We start from the raw sequence: 16,690 nt of genomic DNA on the forward strand, positions 1-16,690 counted from the left end.
TGCACCTGGGTAGAGTCGAGCTTGCTCGACTGGTTTTCCGCAGCAGTCGAGCAAGCTCGACGCTACGAAGCAGAGCGGCCGAACATGGGTTTGACTCTACAAGACCCTGGGCAGCATCCCGATATCGCGCATCCAGCGTTCGGCCAGATGCGGCCACTCCGCCACCGGCGCGTCCTTCACACGCAGGCCGAAGGCATGGCCGCCACGCGCGAACAGATGCATTTCCACCGGCACGCCCGCGCCGACCAGCGCACGGTAATAGGTCAGTGATTCGCGCACGTCATCGGTCGGGTCATCGGTGGCCTGCACGATAAAGGTCGGCGGCACCGCATCATCCACCGTAATGTCGCCGGCCAGCGACAGCCCGTGCTTCGCACCGGTCCACAGATGCCCGGAGTACATCACCATGGCGAAATCCGGGCGGCTCGGCTGCGCATCTACGGCATCGATCGCAACGTAGCTGCGCGCGCCATGCGTGCTCAGTCCAGCCACCACGTGGCCACCAGCGGAAAAGCCGATGACCCCCACCCGCTTCGGATCGATCTTCCAGCGTCCGGCCTGCGCACGCAGCAGGCCCATCGCACGCTGTGCATCCTGCAGCGCCATCGGCACCGCTGGAATGTCTCGGCAGTTGCAGTCACTATCCCAGTTCGGCCCCGATGCCGGCACACGGTATTTCAGCAGCGCGCAGGTGATGCCCTGGCCGGTCAACCAGTCGCAGATCTCGCTGCCTTCCAGATCCATCGCCAACACGCGGTAGCCTCCGCCGGGCACCACCATCACCGCCGTTCCGTTGCCACCACCCTTGGCGGGAAACACGGTCAGCGTCGGCACGGCCACGTTCTGCAGCATCGCCCAGCGTTCGCCGCTGGCCTTCGAGATGGTATCCCTGATCTCTTCGGGCCCTTTCAGTTTCGGTGGCGCCGTTACCTTGCCCGCTGGCCACAGCGGCATCTCGGTGCTGCCCGGTGGTGGCTGCCAGGTTGGCGTTACCGCCATCGCCGCGCAGGGCGACAGTACAAGCAGCACTGCAATGGCAATGACAATGACAGACGCACGCATATCCGACTTCCCTATGGATGAAGAAGGATTGTAGGGCCGGACAATCGACGCAAAAAAAAACCTGCATCTCGCGATGCAGGTTTCTCAAGGTGGCGCCCGAAGTTGGACTCGAACCAACGACCCCCTGATTAACAGTCAAGTGCTCTAACCGGCTGAGCTATTCGGGCAGACGACTAGTATAACCACTCTTCACGCGCGATGGTAGGGGTGATTTGCCAACATCGCCGCAGCGCGATACAGCTGTTCGGCCACCACCAGACGCACCAGCATGTGCGGCAGCGTCAGCGGGCCGATCGACCACTTCTCATCAGCCAGCGCCGAGACTTCCGGCGAATGTCCTTCCGGCCCACCGATCAGGAACGCGAGATCCCTACCCTGCCCGCGCCAATGTTCCAGGCGCTGTGCAAGCTGCTCGGAACTGAGCTGGCGACCCGGTACATCCAGCGCCACCACGTAGGCATTCTTCGGCAGCGCAGCGATCACCCGCTTGCCTTCATCTTCGGTGGCGCGGCGCGGGTCACGGCCCTTGCCACGCAGGCCCGGCTCGATTTCCACCAGCTCGAAGGGCAGCCAGTGCGAAAGACGCTTCTGGTACTCGGCGAAGCCCTGCGCGACCCAGCTGGGTGCGCGCTCGCCGGTAGCAATCAGTCGGGCTTTCATCAACGGTCCTCCAAAACGTCGACGGCGCCATCGGCGCCGTCGAAGGGATGCATCAACGTGTGGCTCAGGCCACTTCGTCGTCGTCGCGGGACGGCGGCTGGTCGCCGACGGTCCACAAGCGCTCGAGTGCATAGAACTCACGCACGCGCGGCAGCATCACGTGGACGATCACGTCGCCCAGGTCCACCAGCACCCACTCGGCCTCGCGCTCGCCTTCCACGCCCAACGGCATGACATCGATCTTCTTGGCAAAACGCACGACTTCATCGGCAATCGACTTGACGTGGCGGGTCGACGTACCCGACACGACCACCATGTAGTCGGCGACGCTGGAGCGGCCACGCACGTCGATCTCGACCGGGTCCTTGGCCTTCAGGTCTTCAGTGGCTTGGCGGACGCTGGCCAGCAGTTCCGGCACGGACGGCGGCGGGCTGGGCAGATCGACCTTGATGGTCTGGGGCTGGGTCTGGTTGCTCAAAGTGGATCGACTCGATAAACGTAGGGGCGATTATACGGGGATGCTGCTGCCGCGCCATTCACGGCGTGGCCGGGCGGTACAGGCCGTGTGCAGCGACGTAGTCGGCCACGGCCGGCGGCAGCAGCGCCCGCCAGGGGCCGGAGGCGGCAATCTGGGCACGCACAGCACTGGCCGATTCTGCGCGCAGGGGATGGTGCAGGCGCAGGATACGGCCGGCCGGGCTGGAAAACAGAGCCTGCTCGCTGTCGGCCCAGCGCCCCTCCAGTGCCCGGCCCAGCTCGCCGTCCACCGAGGCCTGCAACGGGCTGCCGGGGCGCTCTGCCACCACGAAATGGGCCAACCCGAACAGGTCTTGCCACTCGTGCCAGCTGGGCAGGCCAAGCAGGCTGTCGGCCCCCACCAGCCAGGCCAGCGGCCGGCTCGGGCCAAGCTCCCCGCGCAGGTCGCGCAGGGTATCAACGGTATAGGACGGGCGGCCGGGAAAGCGTTCAGCTCGATCCAGTTCGCGGCGATCCAGCAGCAGGCCCGGCTCGTCGCCGATGGCCAGCGACAACATGGTGCAGCGCTGTTCGGCGCTGGCACCGGGCAGCGCACGGTGCGGGGGGTCGGCCGCGGGCATCATGCGCACCGCCACCTGCAGTTCGTCACGCGCTGCGCGCGCGATCGCCAGGTGGCCGAGGTGCACCGGATCAAAGGTGCCCCCGTAATAGATCCGCAGGCTCATTGCTCAGGCCCGCGCCAGCAGGCGCACGGCACGCGCTTCAGCCACGGCCACCAGCAGGCGCTCCAGCGCCAGCCAGGCATCGCCGTCGGCGCGTCCCTTGGCGATGCGGTCGACCAGCCCGGCCTCCGCCACGAAGCGTTCCCAGCGCTTGCCTTCCGGGTGCCGCTGCAGCGCGCGCTTGTACGGCGCCTGCCGCGATTCCCAGATACCACGGGACTTCATTTCGGCGGCCAGATTGCCGCCACGCGCCTGCACCCGTGCCAGGCCGGCACCGGCCAGCAGTTCGCGGATCACGATCGGCATCAGTGCCGCCACGGCCTCGCCTTCACCACGCAGGCCCGCCAGCATGCGCAGCACCGCCGGCGCCTGGCCGGAGAAGGTGGCCTCCACCAGCCGGAACACGTCGTAGCGGGCCGCATCGGCCACCAGCGACTCCATCCGTTCTACATCCAGCGGCTGGCCATCGGCCAGCAGCGCCAGTTTGTCGATCTCCTGCGCGGCAGCCAGCAGATTGCCTTCCACCCGTTCGGCCAGCCGCTGCACCGCGGCCGGATCGGCGCGCAGCCCCTTGCCACGCAGGCGGCGCTCGATCCAGTCCGGCAGTTCATGCGGCTTGATCGCCCAGGCCACCGACAGCACGCCGATACGGTTGACCGCCTCGGCCCACTTGCCCTGGTGGGCCTTGCTCCATTCGTTGGCGGTGATCATCAGCACCACGTCCGGCGCCGGGTTGGCACAGAACCGGCTGATCACCTCGGCCCCGTCCTTGCCCGGCTTGCCGCTGGGCAGGCGCACCTCGACCAGGCGGCGGGCGCTGAACAGGCTGGGCGCGTTGAATGTTGCGTCGAGCTGGTTCCAGTCGAAATCACGGCCGTCCGCGTCGAACACCTCGCGCTCGCCGATGCCAGCGGCGCGCGCGCGCGCGCGGATGGCATCCGCCGCCTCCAGCACGCGCAGGGTTTCCGGCCCGGCAATCAGATAGACCGGCGCCAGCGCGGTATCAGCGCCCTGGCTGGCCAGCTGCTCCGGACGCAGTTCCATCGTCGCGGCTCAGTGCTTCACTGCAGGTGCCGGCCCGGCCGGCACCGCATCTTCGACCGGCGCGGTCTTCGGTGCCGACAAGCTGCCACCCTTCTCGATCTCGGCGCGGACCACGCTGTCGATGCGGCGGATGATCGAGGCCGACATCTCGCGGCGCAGCTCATTGGCCAGGATTTCGCGTTCGGTGGTGGTACCGGTGGCGTCGGTCGGCGGCGACACGTAGTCGCGCGACAGTTCGATCACCTGCTGCGGCACCAGCTCGCTGCCGTCCTCGCGGCGGAAGATGAAAATCACTGCGTAGCGCAGGCTGTATTCCTGTGCACGGCCCTGCGAATCGATGGCGATCGGCAGATCACCCCAGCGCTCGGACAGCACCTGCAGCTGGGCACTGGGCTCCTTGCTGTCCTCATCGGCCAACCTGGCGCCGGACGCCAGCAGGCTGCGGTTGAGCAGCTTGACCAGTTCGCTGTACGGCGCGGTGGAGACCACCTTCACCGGTGCCGTGTCGGTCGGCAGCATCAGCTTGCTGCGCAGATGGAAACCGCAGCCGGCAAGGCCGAGGACAAGAACGAGGGCAAGCAGGATTCGGGTCATGGAGACAGTCTGGCGGAGCCGGGCGATCACGGCAACACACAGCCTGCCCGAAGCCGCGTGAATGCAGGGCCATCAAGTGCCTGGCCCTGTACCGGAAAGAGCACCGGCCACCCGTGGGCGGCCGGTGCGGGAAGCATCAGGCAGCGACGATGTTCACGATCTTGCCGGGGACGATGATGATCTTGCGCACCGTCAGGCCTTCCATGAACTTGGCGGTGTTCGGCTCGGCCAGGGCCAGTGCCTCCACCTGCTCGCGCGCGGCATCGGCGGCCACCTCGATCGTGCCACGCAGCTTGCCGTTGACCTGCACGGCCAGGGTCAGCGCATCGCGCACCAGCGCGGCAGCGTCGGCCTGCGGGAACGGCTGGTCTTCCAACAGCGTCTCGCCGTGGCCCAGCACCTGCCACAGTGCGTGGCTGGCGTGCGGGGTGATCGGATTGAGCAGCAGCACGATGGCCTGCAGCGCTTCCTGGCGTACCGCTCGGCCCTGGTCGCTGCCATCGTCGAACTTGGCCAGCGCGTTCATCAGCTCCATCACTGCAGCGATGGCGGTGTTGAAGCTGTGGCGGCGGCCGTAGTCGTCGCCGACCTTGCCGATGGTTTCGTGGGTCTTGCGGCGCAGCGCCTTCTGGCTGGCGTCCAGCACGGCCGCGTCCAGCGCCGGTACGGCACCGTCGGCAGCGTGCTTCTGTACCTGCGCCCACAAGCGACGCAGGAAGCGGGCCATGCCGTCCACGCCCGCTTCGTTCCACTCCAGCGACTGTTCCGGCGGCGCGGCGAACATCGAGAACAGGCGCACCGTATCGGCGCCGTACTTGCCGACCATCGCCTGCGGGTCCACGCCGTTGTTCTTCGACTTGGACATCTTCTCGGTGCCACCGACCACCACCGGCTGGCCATCGGCGATCAGGGTGGCGCCGGTGATGCGGCCGCGCTCGTCACGCTGCACGTCCACGTCGGCCGGGTTGATCCAGTCCTTGGAACCGTCCGCGTTCGGGCGGTAATAGGTTTCGGCGATCACCATGCCCTGGCACAGCAGGTTGCGTGCCGGTTCATTGCTGTCCACCATCCGCGCGTCGCGCAGCAGCTTGTGGTAGAAGCGGAAGTACATCAGGTGCAGGATCGCGTGCTCGATGCCGCCGATGTACTGGTCAACCGGCAGCCAGTAGTTGCCGCGCTTGTCCACCGCATCACGCGCACCGGGCGAGGTGTAACGGGCGTAGTACCAGCTCGACTCCATGAAGGTGTCGAAGGTGTCGGTTTCGCGCTCGGCCGCGCCGCCGCATTCCGGGCAGGTGGTCTTGCGCCATTCCGGATCGGTCTTGATCGGCGAGCCGGTACCGGCGAAGGCCACGTCTTCCGGCAGCACCACCGGCAGCTGTTCTTCCGGCACCGGCACCGCGCCGCACTTGGCGCAGTAGATCACCGGAATCGGGCAGCCCCAGTAACGCTGGCGGCTCACGCCCCAGTCGCGCAGGCGGTAGTTGACGCGGCGCTGGCCCTGCGCCTTGCGCTCGAAACGCTCGGCCAGGGCTTCGAAGGCCCCCTGGAAGTCCAGGCCATCGAACTCGGCCGAGTTCACCAGCTCGAAGGCACGGTTCTTGTCGCTGTACCAGTCCTGCCAGCGGGTGGCGTCCCAGTTGCGCTCTTCTTCGCTGCGCGGATCCTTCAGCGCGATGACCTGCACGATCGGCAGGCCGTACTTGTTGGCCACTTCGTTGTCACGCTGGTCATGGCCGGGAACGGCCATCACCGCACCGGTGCCGTAGCCCATCAGCACGAAGTTGGCGACCCATACCGGCACCTGCTCGCCAGTGACCGGATGGATGGCGCGCAGGCCGGTGTCCATGCCGCGCTTTTCCTGGGTTTCCAGCTCGGCCTCGGACACGCCGCCCTGCTTCAGGTCGGCCAGCAGTGCCGCCAGATCGGGGTTGTTCTTCGCCGCGTGCAGTGCCAGCGGATGCTCGGCGGCGATCGACACGAAGGTCACGCCCATCACGGTGTCCGGACGGGTGGTGAACACGCGCAGCGGGTCCAGCACGCCACCGTCGACATCACGCACGTCGAACTGGATTTCCAGGCCCTCGGAACGGCCAATCCAGTTGCGCTGCATGGTCTTGACCGATTCAGGCCAGCCGTCCAGCTCGTCCAGGCCGTCCAGCAGCTCCTGGGCGTAGTCGGTGATGCGCAGGAACCACTGCGGGATCTCGCGCTTCTCGACCAGCGCACCGGAGCGCCAGCCGCGGCCATCAATGACCTGCTCGTTGGCCAGCACGGTCTGGTCGACCGGGTCCCAGTTCACCACCGCGTTGCGGCGGTAGGCCAGGCCCTTGCGCATCAGGCGGGTGAACATGCGCTGCTCGTGGACGTAGTAATCCGGGCGGCAGGTGGCGAATTCGCGCGACCAGTCGATGGCGTAGCCCAGCGACTTCAGCTGGGTGCGCATGTGATCGATGTTCTTGTAGGTCCACGCCGCCGGCGCGGTCTTGTTCTTGATTGCAGCGTTTTCCGCCGGCAGGCCGAATGCGTCCCAGCCCATTGGCTGCAGCACGTTGTGGCCGGTCATGCGCTTGTAGCGGCTGATCACGTCGCCGATCGTGTAGTTGCGCACATGACCCATGTGCAGCGCGCCGGACGGGTACGGAAGCATCGACAGGCAGTAGTACTTCGGCTTGTCCGAGGCTTCATCGACCTCGAAGGCACGGGTGGCATCCCAGTACTGCTGGGCGGCGGATTCAACCTGCTGCGGATCGTAAACGTTGGGTTCGACGCTGGTCATGTAACACGCGGTTGCGGCGGCAAAGCGGTACAGCGTACCGCAGTGCGGCAAATGGCTCCAATCCTGCTCGCCCGACGCAGGCGCCGCCAGCGCCCGGAACCTGTCTCAGCGTGGCCGCGACAGCGGCAGGGCCAGCGCCAGCCAGACCGCCCAGCAGGCAAAAGCGACCCGCTGCGCCAGCGGTGCCGGCAGTACGCCCTGCAGGGCGAAAGCCGCCAACGCCGCCAGTACGCCGCAGGCAACCGCCGCCCCGCCCAGCGCGCGGCCGCGCGCCTGGCGCAGCTGGGAGATGCCCAGCAACAGGGTGCCGGCGACGAAGCCCAGCACCCAGACCATCCAGGCACTGGCGTGCAGCTGGCTGGCCGGCCCGTGCAGATCGTCCACGTCCAGCGGCAGCAGGCCCATCGCGGCGAACGCCAGCCCGGCCAGCAGCAGCATCTGGCTGCCGACCCGCGGCGCCCAGCTGGCCGTGGCCGGCAGGCGCCGGCGCAGGCACTCGGCAACCACCACCGCCAGCAGGCCCGGCAGCACGAAGCCCAGCAGATTGAAGGCCAGCGCGTGCGGCACGCCCTGCGCACCCAGCAGCGCCACAGGGTGGCGCGCCTGCGCGTAGCCGTCCAGGCCGGCGCCGAAACCCAGCACCGCCACTACGAACAACAGCGCGGCAGCCAGACCGGACAGGCGCAGCAACGGTGACAGGGGCGACATGCGGGCTCCGGAAACGACGTCTATGGGAAGGCTGCATTGTCAGGTATTTGCCGCAACCCGGGTTGAGACCGGCATCGATCGTCACCATAGAATCGGTCTCCAGACGCCAAGCGATGCCTCCCCCATGACCGAGACGACCTACGTATTTGACGCCACCACTGCGACTTTCGAGGCCGAAGTCCTGCAGAAGTCGCTGCAGACCCCGGTTCTGGTGGACTTCTGGGCGACCTGGTGCGGGCCCTGCAAGACCCTGGGCCCGATGCTGGAAAAGCTGGCCGCTGAATACAACGGCGCCTTCGAGCTGGCCAAGGTCGATGTCGACGCCGAACAGCAGATCGCCGCCGCTTTCCAGATCCGTTCGGTGCCCACCGTGTTCCTGGTCAAGGGCGGCCAACTGGTGGACGGCTTCCCCGGCGCCATTCCCGAAGGCCAGCTGCGTGAGTTCCTGGCCCAGCACGGTGTGGTGCCGGCCGATGCTGGTGACACCCTCACCGAGGACGACGCGCCGCTGGACCCGCAGGCACAGGTGGACGTGCTGCGTGCGCAGATCGCCGCCGAGCCGGACAAGGATGAGCTGAAGCTGGACCTGGCCCTGGCCCTGCTGCAGATCGGCGGCGTGGACGAAGCCGGCACGCTGATCGATGGCCTGCCGGCCAACCTGGCCACCGATGATCGCGCCGTGCGTGGCCGCGCCCGCCTGGCATTTGCCGCTGCGTTGAAGGACGCCCCGGCCGCCGAGGTGCTGGAAGCGCGAATTGCCGCCGACGGCAAGGACCTCAAGGCCCGCCACCTGCGCGGCGTGCAGCTGCTGCTTGGCGGCCACGACGAAGCCGCGCTGGAACAGTTCCTGGAAATGCTGCGGATCGACCGTGGTTTCGAGGAAGGGCTGCCGCGCAAAGCGCTGATCGACGCCTTCAATGTGATCTCCGACGAGGACCTGGTCGGGCAGTACCGCCGCCGGATGGCGTCCCTGCTGTTCTGAACGGGAGCCCGCTTCGTTCAGAATCCCTGCACTGAACGCGGGCAATAATGCGCGGGATGGCGGCCGTACGGTCGCCACGATCCGTTCGGGGGGATGAGGTCGGGGCCATGGGGTCTTGCAGCTGCGCCCCCGCATTGCCGGGATTGCCAACTGTGACCTTCGTCCGCTCGCTGTCGTTTGCCATGCGCTTCAAGGGTGCGCTGCTCTGCGCCCTCCTCCTGCTGCCGACCGTGGCTGCGGCCCAGGACTGGAACTACCGGGTCCGCCCCGGCGATACCCTGTGGGACCTTGGTGGCGTTTACCTCAAGCCCTCGGTGCGCTGGCAGCAGCTGCAGCAGCACAACCGCATCGACAACCCCTACCAGTTGCCGCCCGGCCAGCTGCTGCGTTTCCCGATCAGCTGGCTGCGCATCGAACCGGCGCCGGCCCGGGTGCTGTCGGTACGCGGCAAGGTCGAACTGTCCGGCGCCGATGGCAGGGCTACCCGCGCCATTCTGGCCGGCGAGCAGTTGCACATCGGTGACACCATCGAGACCGAAGGCGATTCCAGCGTCACTCTCGAATTTGCCGATGCCTCGCGCCTGCAGTTGCGCGAATATTCCCGTTTGCGCCTGGACCAGCTCAGCCGCTACGGCCACACCGGTATGGTCGACACCCGCCTGCGCCTGCAGCAGGGCCGCGCCAGCAACCGCGTGACGCCAGCCCGCGGTCCTGCGTCGCGTTACATCATCGACGCACCCACCGCGACCAGCAGCGTTCGCGGCACCGTGTTCCGGGTCAGTGCCGGCGACACCCAGCATGTTGCCGCCACTGAAGTCCTGCAGGGCAAGGTACAGGTCGGCAACAGCCATGGCCGGCAGCTGGTCAAGCCTGGCCACGCCAGCCGCAGCAGCAGCGCCGATAGCGCGCCCGATGCGGTCTCCGCCCTGCTGCCTGCGCCGCAGCTGCGCAACGATGAACTGCGCCTGGCGCCGCTGCCGACCCGACTGGCCTGGGAGCCGGTCGACGGCGCCGCGCAGTACCGCGTTGAAGTGGTACAGGCGGCGACACCGGAGATCCTGCTGTTCGCCGCCACCACCACCGACACCCGCCTGTCGATCGGCGACCTGCCACCGGGCCAGCTGCGCATCCTGCTGCGCGCCGTCGATGCCCAGGGCGTGGAAGGCCTCGATGCCAGTGCCGATTTCGAACTCAGCGACCAGCCGCCACCGCCGTTGACGGTCGCACCGCTGCACGGCCAGACGATCAACAGTGACCGCCCGCGTTTCCGCTGGAGCCAGGCCCCCGGCGCGCACAGCAGCGTGCTGCAGATCGCCGCCGAACCGACCTTCCAGCAGCCGTTGCAGGAACAGACCACTCAGAACACCGACCTGCGCCTGGCACAGCCCCTGCCGCCGGGCCAGTACTTCTGGCGGGTGGCCTCGCGCGATGGCAACGAACACCAGGGCCGCTACGGCCAGGCACTGCCGCTGCAACTGAGCAATGAACCGGTCGATCCCGCCCTGCAACCACCCGAAGCCGCGCATGGCGCGCTGACCCTGCGCTGGCAGGCCGGCAGCGAGGGCCAGCGCTACCGGGTGCAGGTGGATCGCCATGGCGACTTCAAGGCGCCGCTCGTCGACGAAACCGTGACCGAGCCGCAGGTCAGCTTCAAGCGGCCGTGGAGCGGCACCCTGCACGTGCGCGTGCAGTACATCGATGACGACGGCCACGCTGGCGAGTATTCCCCTGCCCAGCAGATCAAGCTGCCCTGCCGCCTGTGCTACGGCGCCGGTGGTGGCGCCCTGCTGCTGTGGTTGTTGTTGTGAGGCGGTCGCCGCTTCCATGGTCGAAGCGGATCGTGCTGGCGCTGCTGGCAGGAATACTGACGATCGTGGCCAGCCATGGCCAATGGTTGTGGCGACAGGACGAAGCCGCCTACGACGCCATGGTCGGCAATTGGGATTACCGTCCCGATCCCAGCGTACTGATCGTGGCCATCGACGAGGGCAGCCTGCAGCGCATCGGCCAGTGGCCATGGCCGCGCTCGATCCATGCGCGGTTGCTGGATCGCCTGACCGATGCCGGTGCCGAGCGCGTGGCGCTGGACCTGATGCTGTCCGAACCTGACCGCCGCGACAGCCGCCAGGATGAACAGCTGGCGGCGGCCATCCGGCGCAACGGCCGGGTGGTGCTGCCGGTCCTGGCGGCGCCCGCAGCCGGCGATCGCATGGCCGAGGAAATGCTGCCGATTCCACGGATCGCAGCCAGCGCGGCGGCGATCGGCCATACCGACGTCGAAGTGGATGGCGATGGCGTTGCCCGCGGCGTGTACCTGCACGCAGGCATCGGCCGTGCGCACTGGCCCGCACTCGGGCTGGCGCTGGCCGATCTGCCGCCGGGCGCGGTACGCGGACTGCCCGATCCCGATCCTGGCGTGAACTCGCCCTATCAATGGCGGCGCGACGACTACGTGCGGGTGCGCTACGCCGGCCCACCCGAACGCCTGCCCCAGGTTTCCTACGCCGACGTGCTCGATGGCCACGTGGACATGGCCATGCTGCACGGCCGTCGCATCGTGGTGGGCATGACCGCCAGCGGCGTCGCGCCGCGGCTGCTGACCCCGACCACCCGCGAATTCTGGATGAGTGGCAGCGAGTACCAGGCCAACATTGCTTCGATGCTGCTGCAGCACAAGCAGATCGACCTGCTGCCCCGCCTCTGGCAGCACGCCATCAGCGGCGTGCTGGTGGCACTGTGCGTGATCCTGCTCGGCTTGCGCCTGCCGTGGCTGGCTGCGCTGTGCTCGCTGCCGCTGGCGCCGCTGCTGAGCTGGCTGCTGCTGCGCGCCTGCGACCTGTGGTGGGCCCCGGCCAGCGCCATGCTGGGCATCACCCTGGTACTGCTGGCCTGGGCGACCTGGCGGATTTCGGCCTGGCACCGCCAGGCCAACCGCGATGCGCTGACCGGCCTCGGCAACCGCCTGCGCTTCGAGCAGTCGCTGCAGCAGGAATGCGATGCGGCGCGGCGCAGTGGCAAGCCGCTGAGCCTGGCGCTGATCGACGTCGACCATTTCAAGCGCCACAACGACCGCCACGGCCATCAGGTCGGCGACCGCGTGCTGCGCGATGTCGCGCGCCTGATCGGTGCGCATGCACGGCGCCCGCGCGACATGGCCGCACGCTATGGTGGCGACGAATTCGCGCTGGTGCTGCCGGATACGCCGGCCGAAGGCGCGCGCCTGGTGATCGAAGACCTGATCGCCTGCGTGCGGGCGTTGCCGGCGCCCGGTGAAGGCAGCGATGCCGGCGTCACCCTCACCATCGGCGTGTTCACCCGCGTGCCGGACGGCGAGCTGCAACCGCACGACTTCGTCGAAGGTGCCGACACCGCCCTGTACCAGGCCAAGGCCAACGGGCGCGACGGTTACGTGATCGACGGCGAGGCCTGAACACCGGCCCAGGTGCAACATACGCATGCGAATGGCTAGACTGTAGGCCTCGCCCTGCGCCCCCCGGACCCGCATGAACGCCCGCCTGTTCCGCTTCGGCATCAACCTCTGGCCGCCGTTCCTGTTCACCGGCATCCACGTCACCCGGGTCTCGCCGGACTACCGGCAGATCGACGTCGAACTGCGCATGCGGCCCTGGAACCGCAACTACGTCGGCACGCATTTCGGCGGCAGCCTGTTTGCGATGACCGATCCGTTCTGGATGCTTGGCCTGCTGCACATCCTCGGCCGCGACTACTACGTGTGGGACCGTGCCGGTGCGATCGATTTCCTCAAGCCCGGCCGCGGCACCGTACGTACGTCGTTCCGCATCGATGACGCACTGCTGGACGAACTGCGCGCCGAAGCGGCCAGCGGCGACAAAGTGCTGCGCTGGTTCAGCAACGACGTGGTCGATGAAAGCGGCGAAGTGGTCGCACAGGTACGCAAGCAGGTCTACCTGCGGTTGAAACCACACGCACGCTGATCGGCGGCATCGGCGCTATTCTCTGCCTCCCCGCCATGGAGGCTCCAATGCGCCCGTTCGCCCTTGCTGCACTGCTGACCCCGCTGTCCTTCGCCGCCCACGCACTGGATGTGCCACCGGTGCAGTACCCGACGCTGCCGGCGCAGGCGGCCGATGCGGCCGGCTTCGTGCCCAAGGGCTGGACGCTGGAAACCCGACTGGAAGGTGACCTCGACCACGATGGTCGCGCCGACCTGGTGCTGGTGCTGCGCCAGCAGGATCCGCGCAACGTCATCGAGCACGATGGCTTCGGTCCTTCTCCGTATGACAGCAATCCGCGCATCCTCGCCATCGCCTGGTCGCGCCCGTCCGGCTACGTGCTCGCGGCGCAGGACCACAAGCTGATTCCGCGCCCGGAAAGTCCCGTGCTCAGCGATCCGCTCGAAGATGGCGGCGTCAGCATCCAGCGCGGCACGCTGAGGGTGGCGTTGTTTTCGTTCGCCAGCGCAGGCAGCTGGTCGATGGGCACGACCGCGTTCACCTTCCGCTGGCAGAACGGCGCCTTCGCCCTGATCGGCTATGACCGCGATTCGGTGATGCGCAACTCCGGGCAGACCGAGTCGTTGAGCGTCAACTTTTCCACCGGCAAGGTAAAACAGGTTGAAGGCAGCATCGAGACCGATACCGACAGCGTGCGCTGGCAACCGCTGCGCAGCAGTCGGCGCTGGACGCTTGAAACGGTCGGCGATGGCTGGGGATTCGATCCGTTGGTCGGGGCCGGTTGAACCTGCCCTCAATCGCGTGCGGCGGTTGAAGGCGCACCTGCGGCCAGTGGTACCGACAGCCAGGCGCTTTCATCGTTGCTGCGCGGCGGCGAGCGGCGTGGCACCTGCAGGCGGCTGCCATCGGCCGACAGGCGCGGGGTGCGTACCGGCGAGCGGAACTGCGCGGGCAACCGCTGCAGTGCATCGACCGGATCACCGGCCTGCTGGCGCAGCCAGCGTTGTGCACCCAGCAGGCGCAGCATCGCCGCAGCGTCCTGGGTCCGGGACGAATACGCGGGATAGATCGGCGCCGCAATGTCGGTCAATACGCAACCCATGACGTTGGACAGGCAACCGAAATCCCGCTGCGGCGGTGCCTGCACCGGCAACGGTCGATCTGCTTCCAGCGCCGCCATGGCGGTGGCACCACAGGCCCAGCCGAGATTGCCGGCCACGCGTGCCAGGGTGCTGCTGCGGTCCAGCACCAGTACGCCGCCGAATTCGCTCGCCGAGGTTTCAATCGCTGCCCGGCTCATTGCGTACTCCCCCTGTGTCGCGCGGCACAGACTTTGTTCGTCAGCCAGCATCGGCTGCATCGCCTGCTCGCACTCGACCGGCAAGGGATGGTCGGCGGGCAGTTCCACCAGCATGTCGGCCAGCAGCTGGGCGTTGGCCTGGACCAGGCTGGCACCGACGATGCTTTCGACCAGGTAGCTGCCCCCGGGCACCAGCCGACGGCCCAGCTGCAGGCCACGGCAACTGCCGCGCAACGCACCCTCGACGTCGCCCTGCACATAGGCCAGCGCGCGGGCGCTGGTGGCGTCCACCACCAGGCCATAGGTCGGCAACGGGACGAGAATGCCCTCGCCCTTCGGCTGGAATGGGGACACGAAGTGGTCCGCTTCAGCCAGTTGGTCCAGGCGCGTGTGCAACTGCTGGTGCCCGGCGTGGGCGTCCACGAAGCGTTGCGGGTCGGCGCGCACCTGGGCCAGGCAGTTGCTGGCAGTCGGCCCGCAACTGGCACCTGGCCGTGAGTGCAGCTCGGCGTGGCTGGCCGCCAGGTGGGTCTGGCCAATACTGCCGCCCCGCGGGTCGGCCGCCCAGCGCCGCGCGTCCTCGGCCAGCGCCTGCTCACGCTGGCGGGCATCCAGCCCGTCAAACGGAAGCGTCCACAACAGCGCATAGCCATTGCGCCCGGTCGCCGGCAGGCGCGCCTCCAGTCGCTGCTGCGCCAGCACCCTCGATTCGGGCACGGGCCACATGCGCGAGGCGCACCACACCACGATCGCCAGCACCAGCAGGCCGCCCAGGGTCCAGCCCAGTCCGCGCAGGATCTTCAACACAGCTTCCCTTCCATGTGCCGTTGCCGCAGTCGATCACCCAGCGTAATCGACCGGCAGTGACCGCTACAATGCGCGCATGTCGCTCGAAGCCCCCGCCCTGGTCCCCCGCCCCTCCCTGCAGCGCCTGTTTCTCACCGGCCTGCTGACCCTGCTGCCGATCTGGCTGACCTGGGTCGTGGTCAAATTCGTGTTCGTGCTGCTGTCGGGCATTTCCAGTCCGCTGGTGGTGCCATTGTCCGAGCAGATCGCGACAAACTTCCCGCATTATCTCGGTTGGGTCCGTGCCGAGTGGATCCAGGACATCATCGCCCTGCTGGCCACCCTGCTGGTGATCCTGGCGGTGGGCGTGGCCAGCCGCCGCGTGCTCGGCCAGCGCCTGCTGCGCTGGGTCGGCGCGGTCATCAAGCGCATTCCACTGGCCAGCATCATCTACGACAGCGCCAAGAAGCTGCTGGACATGCTGCAGACCGAGCCGGGCAGCACCCAGCGTGTGGTGCTGATCGACTTCCCGCACCGCGACATGAAGTCGGTCGGCCTGGTGACCCGGGTCATCAAGGAACACGGCACCGATCGTGAGCTGGCCGCGGTATACGTGCCGACCACGCCGAACCCGACCTCGGGCTATCTGGAGATCGTGCCGGTCGAGCTGCTGACCCCGACCGACTGGACCGTGGACCAGGCGATGAGCTTCATCATCTCCGGCGGCGCGGTTGCCCCGCCCACCGTGCCGTTCACCCGCGCCGGCGATCGCGCCGAATGACCGCGGCGCCATTCGAGCGCCCGCTGCAGGATCGTGCGGTCCTGTTGTTCATCGTGCTGGCCGCGTTCTTCTGCGGCAACGCGGTGCTGGCCGAGCTGATCGGGGTGAAGATCTTCGCCCTCGAAGACACGCTCGGCATCGATCCGCTGAACTGGAACCTGTTCGGCCAGACCGGCTCGCTCAGCTTCACCGCCGGGACCCTGTTGTGGCCGGTGGTGTTCATCATGACCGACACCATCAACGAGTTCTTCGGCAAGCGCGGCGTGCGCTTCATCTCGTGGCTGGCGGTGGTGCTGATCGGCTACGGTTTCCTGTTCGCCTTCGCAGCGATCTCGCTGGCACCGGCCAGCTGGTGGGTAACGTCGATGAACGGCTACGGGGTGCCCGACTACCAGGCCGCGTTCGCTGCGGTGTTCGGCCAGGGCATGTGGACCATCGCCGGTTCGCTGGTGGCCTTCCTGCTCGGCCAGCTGATCGACGTGGCGGTGTTCCACCGCATCCGCCAGGCTACCGGTGAGCGCCACGTGTGGCTGCGTGCGACCGGCTCGACCGCGATCTCGCAGGTGGTGGACAGCTTCGTGGTGATCTGGATCGCCTTCGTGCTGGGCCCGCAACACTGGCCGACCTCGCTGTTCCTGGCAGTCGCCAGCGTCAACTACGTGTACAAGATGGGCTTTGCGATTGCCCTGATTCCGTTGCTGTACCTGATGCGGCGGGCTATCACCCGCTATCTGGGCGCCGATCGCGCCGCCGCACTGCGTGCCGCCGCCGCGGCTGACTGAAGCCCCAGCGCCACCAAGCTGACTGCGCCTTCACGCTGGCCGTACGCGCGCGGATCGTGCAAGCTCCACGGTCTGTGT

Annotated in this window: 16 protein-coding genes and 1 tRNA gene; 7 read left to right on the forward strand and 10 right to left on the reverse strand. The window is 67.6% G+C overall.

The features are described 5' to 3' along the window. Nucleotides 1-96 precede the first annotated feature (96 nt). The 9 genes from ACZK2G_RS15880 to ACZK2G_RS15920 form a co-directional block, all read right to left on the reverse strand. A complete protein-coding gene (locus ACZK2G_RS15880) occupies nucleotides 97-1,041 on the reverse strand; it encodes an alpha/beta hydrolase (protein WP_308518032.1) in 945 nt (314 codons plus the stop codon). Nucleotides 1,042-1,152: 111 nt separating this feature from the next. Then, nucleotides 1,153-1,229: transfer RNA gene (locus tag ACZK2G_RS15885), tRNA-Asn, on the reverse strand. A gap of 22 nt (nucleotides 1,230-1,251) precedes the next feature. Next, nucleotides 1,252-1,722, reverse strand: coding sequence for a 23S rRNA (pseudouridine(1915)-N(3))-methyltransferase RlmH (gene rlmH / locus ACZK2G_RS15890; protein ID WP_012511763.1), 471 nt, complete (start codon nucleotides 1,720-1,722; stop codon nucleotides 1,252-1,254). 64 nt (nucleotides 1,723-1,786) lie between these two features. Next, nucleotides 1,787-2,200 carry a ribosome silencing factor gene (rsfS, locus tag ACZK2G_RS15895; protein WP_012511764.1) on the reverse strand — a complete coding sequence of 138 codons (414 nt, stop codon included), beginning with the start codon at nucleotides 2,198-2,200 and terminating at the stop codon, nucleotides 1,787-1,789. Nucleotides 2,201-2,258: 58 nt separating this feature from the next. Then, nucleotides 2,259-2,924, reverse strand: a complete 666-nt coding sequence (gene nadD, locus ACZK2G_RS15900; protein ID WP_046983561.1) for a nicotinate-nucleotide adenylyltransferase — start codon at nucleotides 2,922-2,924, stop codon at nucleotides 2,259-2,261. 3 nt (nucleotides 2,925-2,927) lie between these two features. Then, nucleotides 2,928-3,965, reverse strand: coding sequence for a DNA polymerase III subunit delta (gene holA / locus ACZK2G_RS15905; RefSeq protein WP_478473815.1), 1,038 nt, complete (start codon nucleotides 3,963-3,965; stop codon nucleotides 2,928-2,930). Nucleotides 3,966-3,974: 9 nt separating this feature from the next. After that, nucleotides 3,975-4,559 carry an LPS-assembly lipoprotein LptE gene (locus ACZK2G_RS15910; protein WP_046983559.1) on the reverse strand — a complete coding sequence of 195 codons (585 nt, stop codon included), beginning with the start codon at nucleotides 4,557-4,559 and terminating at the stop codon, nucleotides 3,975-3,977. Nucleotides 4,560-4,695: 136 nt separating this feature from the next. Further along, a complete protein-coding gene (gene leuS, locus ACZK2G_RS15915) occupies nucleotides 4,696-7,338 on the reverse strand; it encodes a leucine--tRNA ligase (RefSeq protein WP_136639644.1) in 2,643 nt (880 codons plus the stop codon). 105 nt (nucleotides 7,339-7,443) lie between these two features. Next, complete coding sequence (locus ACZK2G_RS15920) at nucleotides 7,444-8,046, reverse strand: DUF998 domain-containing protein (RefSeq protein WP_136639643.1); 603 nt, start codon at nucleotides 8,044-8,046, stop codon at nucleotides 7,444-7,446. Nucleotides 8,047-8,170: 124 nt separating this feature from the next. Between ACZK2G_RS15920 and trxA the strand changes: the two genes are divergently transcribed. The 5 genes from trxA to ACZK2G_RS15945 all read left to right on the forward strand — a co-directional run bounded on the left by trxA (nucleotide 8,171) and on the right by ACZK2G_RS15945 (nucleotide 13,748). Further along, entirely contained in the window at nucleotides 8,171-9,028 is an 858-nt protein-coding gene (trxA, locus tag ACZK2G_RS15925) for a thioredoxin (RefSeq protein WP_046983556.1), read from the forward strand. 107 nt (nucleotides 9,029-9,135) lie between these two features. Beyond that, nucleotides 9,136-10,836, forward strand: a complete 1,701-nt coding sequence (locus tag ACZK2G_RS15930; protein WP_308518031.1) for a FecR family protein — start codon at nucleotides 9,136-9,138, stop codon at nucleotides 10,834-10,836. Beyond that, a complete protein-coding gene (locus ACZK2G_RS15935; protein WP_046983554.1) occupies nucleotides 10,833-12,458 on the forward strand; it encodes a CHASE2 domain-containing protein in 1,626 nt (541 codons plus the stop codon). The genes ACZK2G_RS15930 and ACZK2G_RS15935 overlap by 4 nt, the downstream gene beginning before the upstream one ends. 73 nt (nucleotides 12,459-12,531) lie before the next feature. Then, a complete protein-coding gene (locus ACZK2G_RS15940) occupies nucleotides 12,532-12,984 on the forward strand; it encodes a DUF4442 domain-containing protein (protein ID WP_046983553.1) in 453 nt (150 codons plus the stop codon). 47 nt (nucleotides 12,985-13,031) lie between these two features. Further along, nucleotides 13,032-13,748: a hypothetical protein gene (locus tag ACZK2G_RS15945; RefSeq protein WP_046983552.1), complete on the forward strand. Its 717-nt coding sequence runs from the start codon at nucleotides 13,032-13,034 to the stop codon at nucleotides 13,746-13,748. A gap of 8 nt (nucleotides 13,749-13,756) precedes the next feature. Here the strand turns inward: ACZK2G_RS15945 and ACZK2G_RS15950 are convergent, their stop codons facing one another. Continuing rightward, nucleotides 13,757-15,070 (reverse strand): hypothetical protein, encoded by a 1,314-nt coding sequence (locus tag ACZK2G_RS15950; protein WP_136639640.1) that lies wholly within the window; start codon nucleotides 15,068-15,070, stop codon nucleotides 13,757-13,759. Nucleotides 15,071-15,146: 76 nt separating this feature from the next. On the opposite strand from ACZK2G_RS15950, the gene ACZK2G_RS15955 reads away from it, so the two are divergent. Together ACZK2G_RS15955 and ACZK2G_RS15960 are read left to right on the forward strand one after the other, a co-directional pair. After that, nucleotides 15,147-15,830 carry a DUF502 domain-containing protein gene (locus ACZK2G_RS15955; RefSeq protein WP_046983550.1) on the forward strand — a complete coding sequence of 228 codons (684 nt, stop codon included), beginning with the start codon at nucleotides 15,147-15,149 and terminating at the stop codon, nucleotides 15,828-15,830. Continuing rightward, nucleotides 15,827-16,612 carry a queuosine precursor transporter gene (locus tag ACZK2G_RS15960; protein ID WP_046983549.1) on the forward strand — a complete coding sequence of 262 codons (786 nt, stop codon included), beginning with the start codon at nucleotides 15,827-15,829 and terminating at the stop codon, nucleotides 16,610-16,612. Before ACZK2G_RS15955 ends, ACZK2G_RS15960 begins: the two co-directional genes overlap by 4 nt. Nucleotides 16,613-16,690: the final 78 nt, after the last annotated feature.

The organism is Stenotrophomonas sp. 107298_Sma (genome assembly GCF_056480345.1).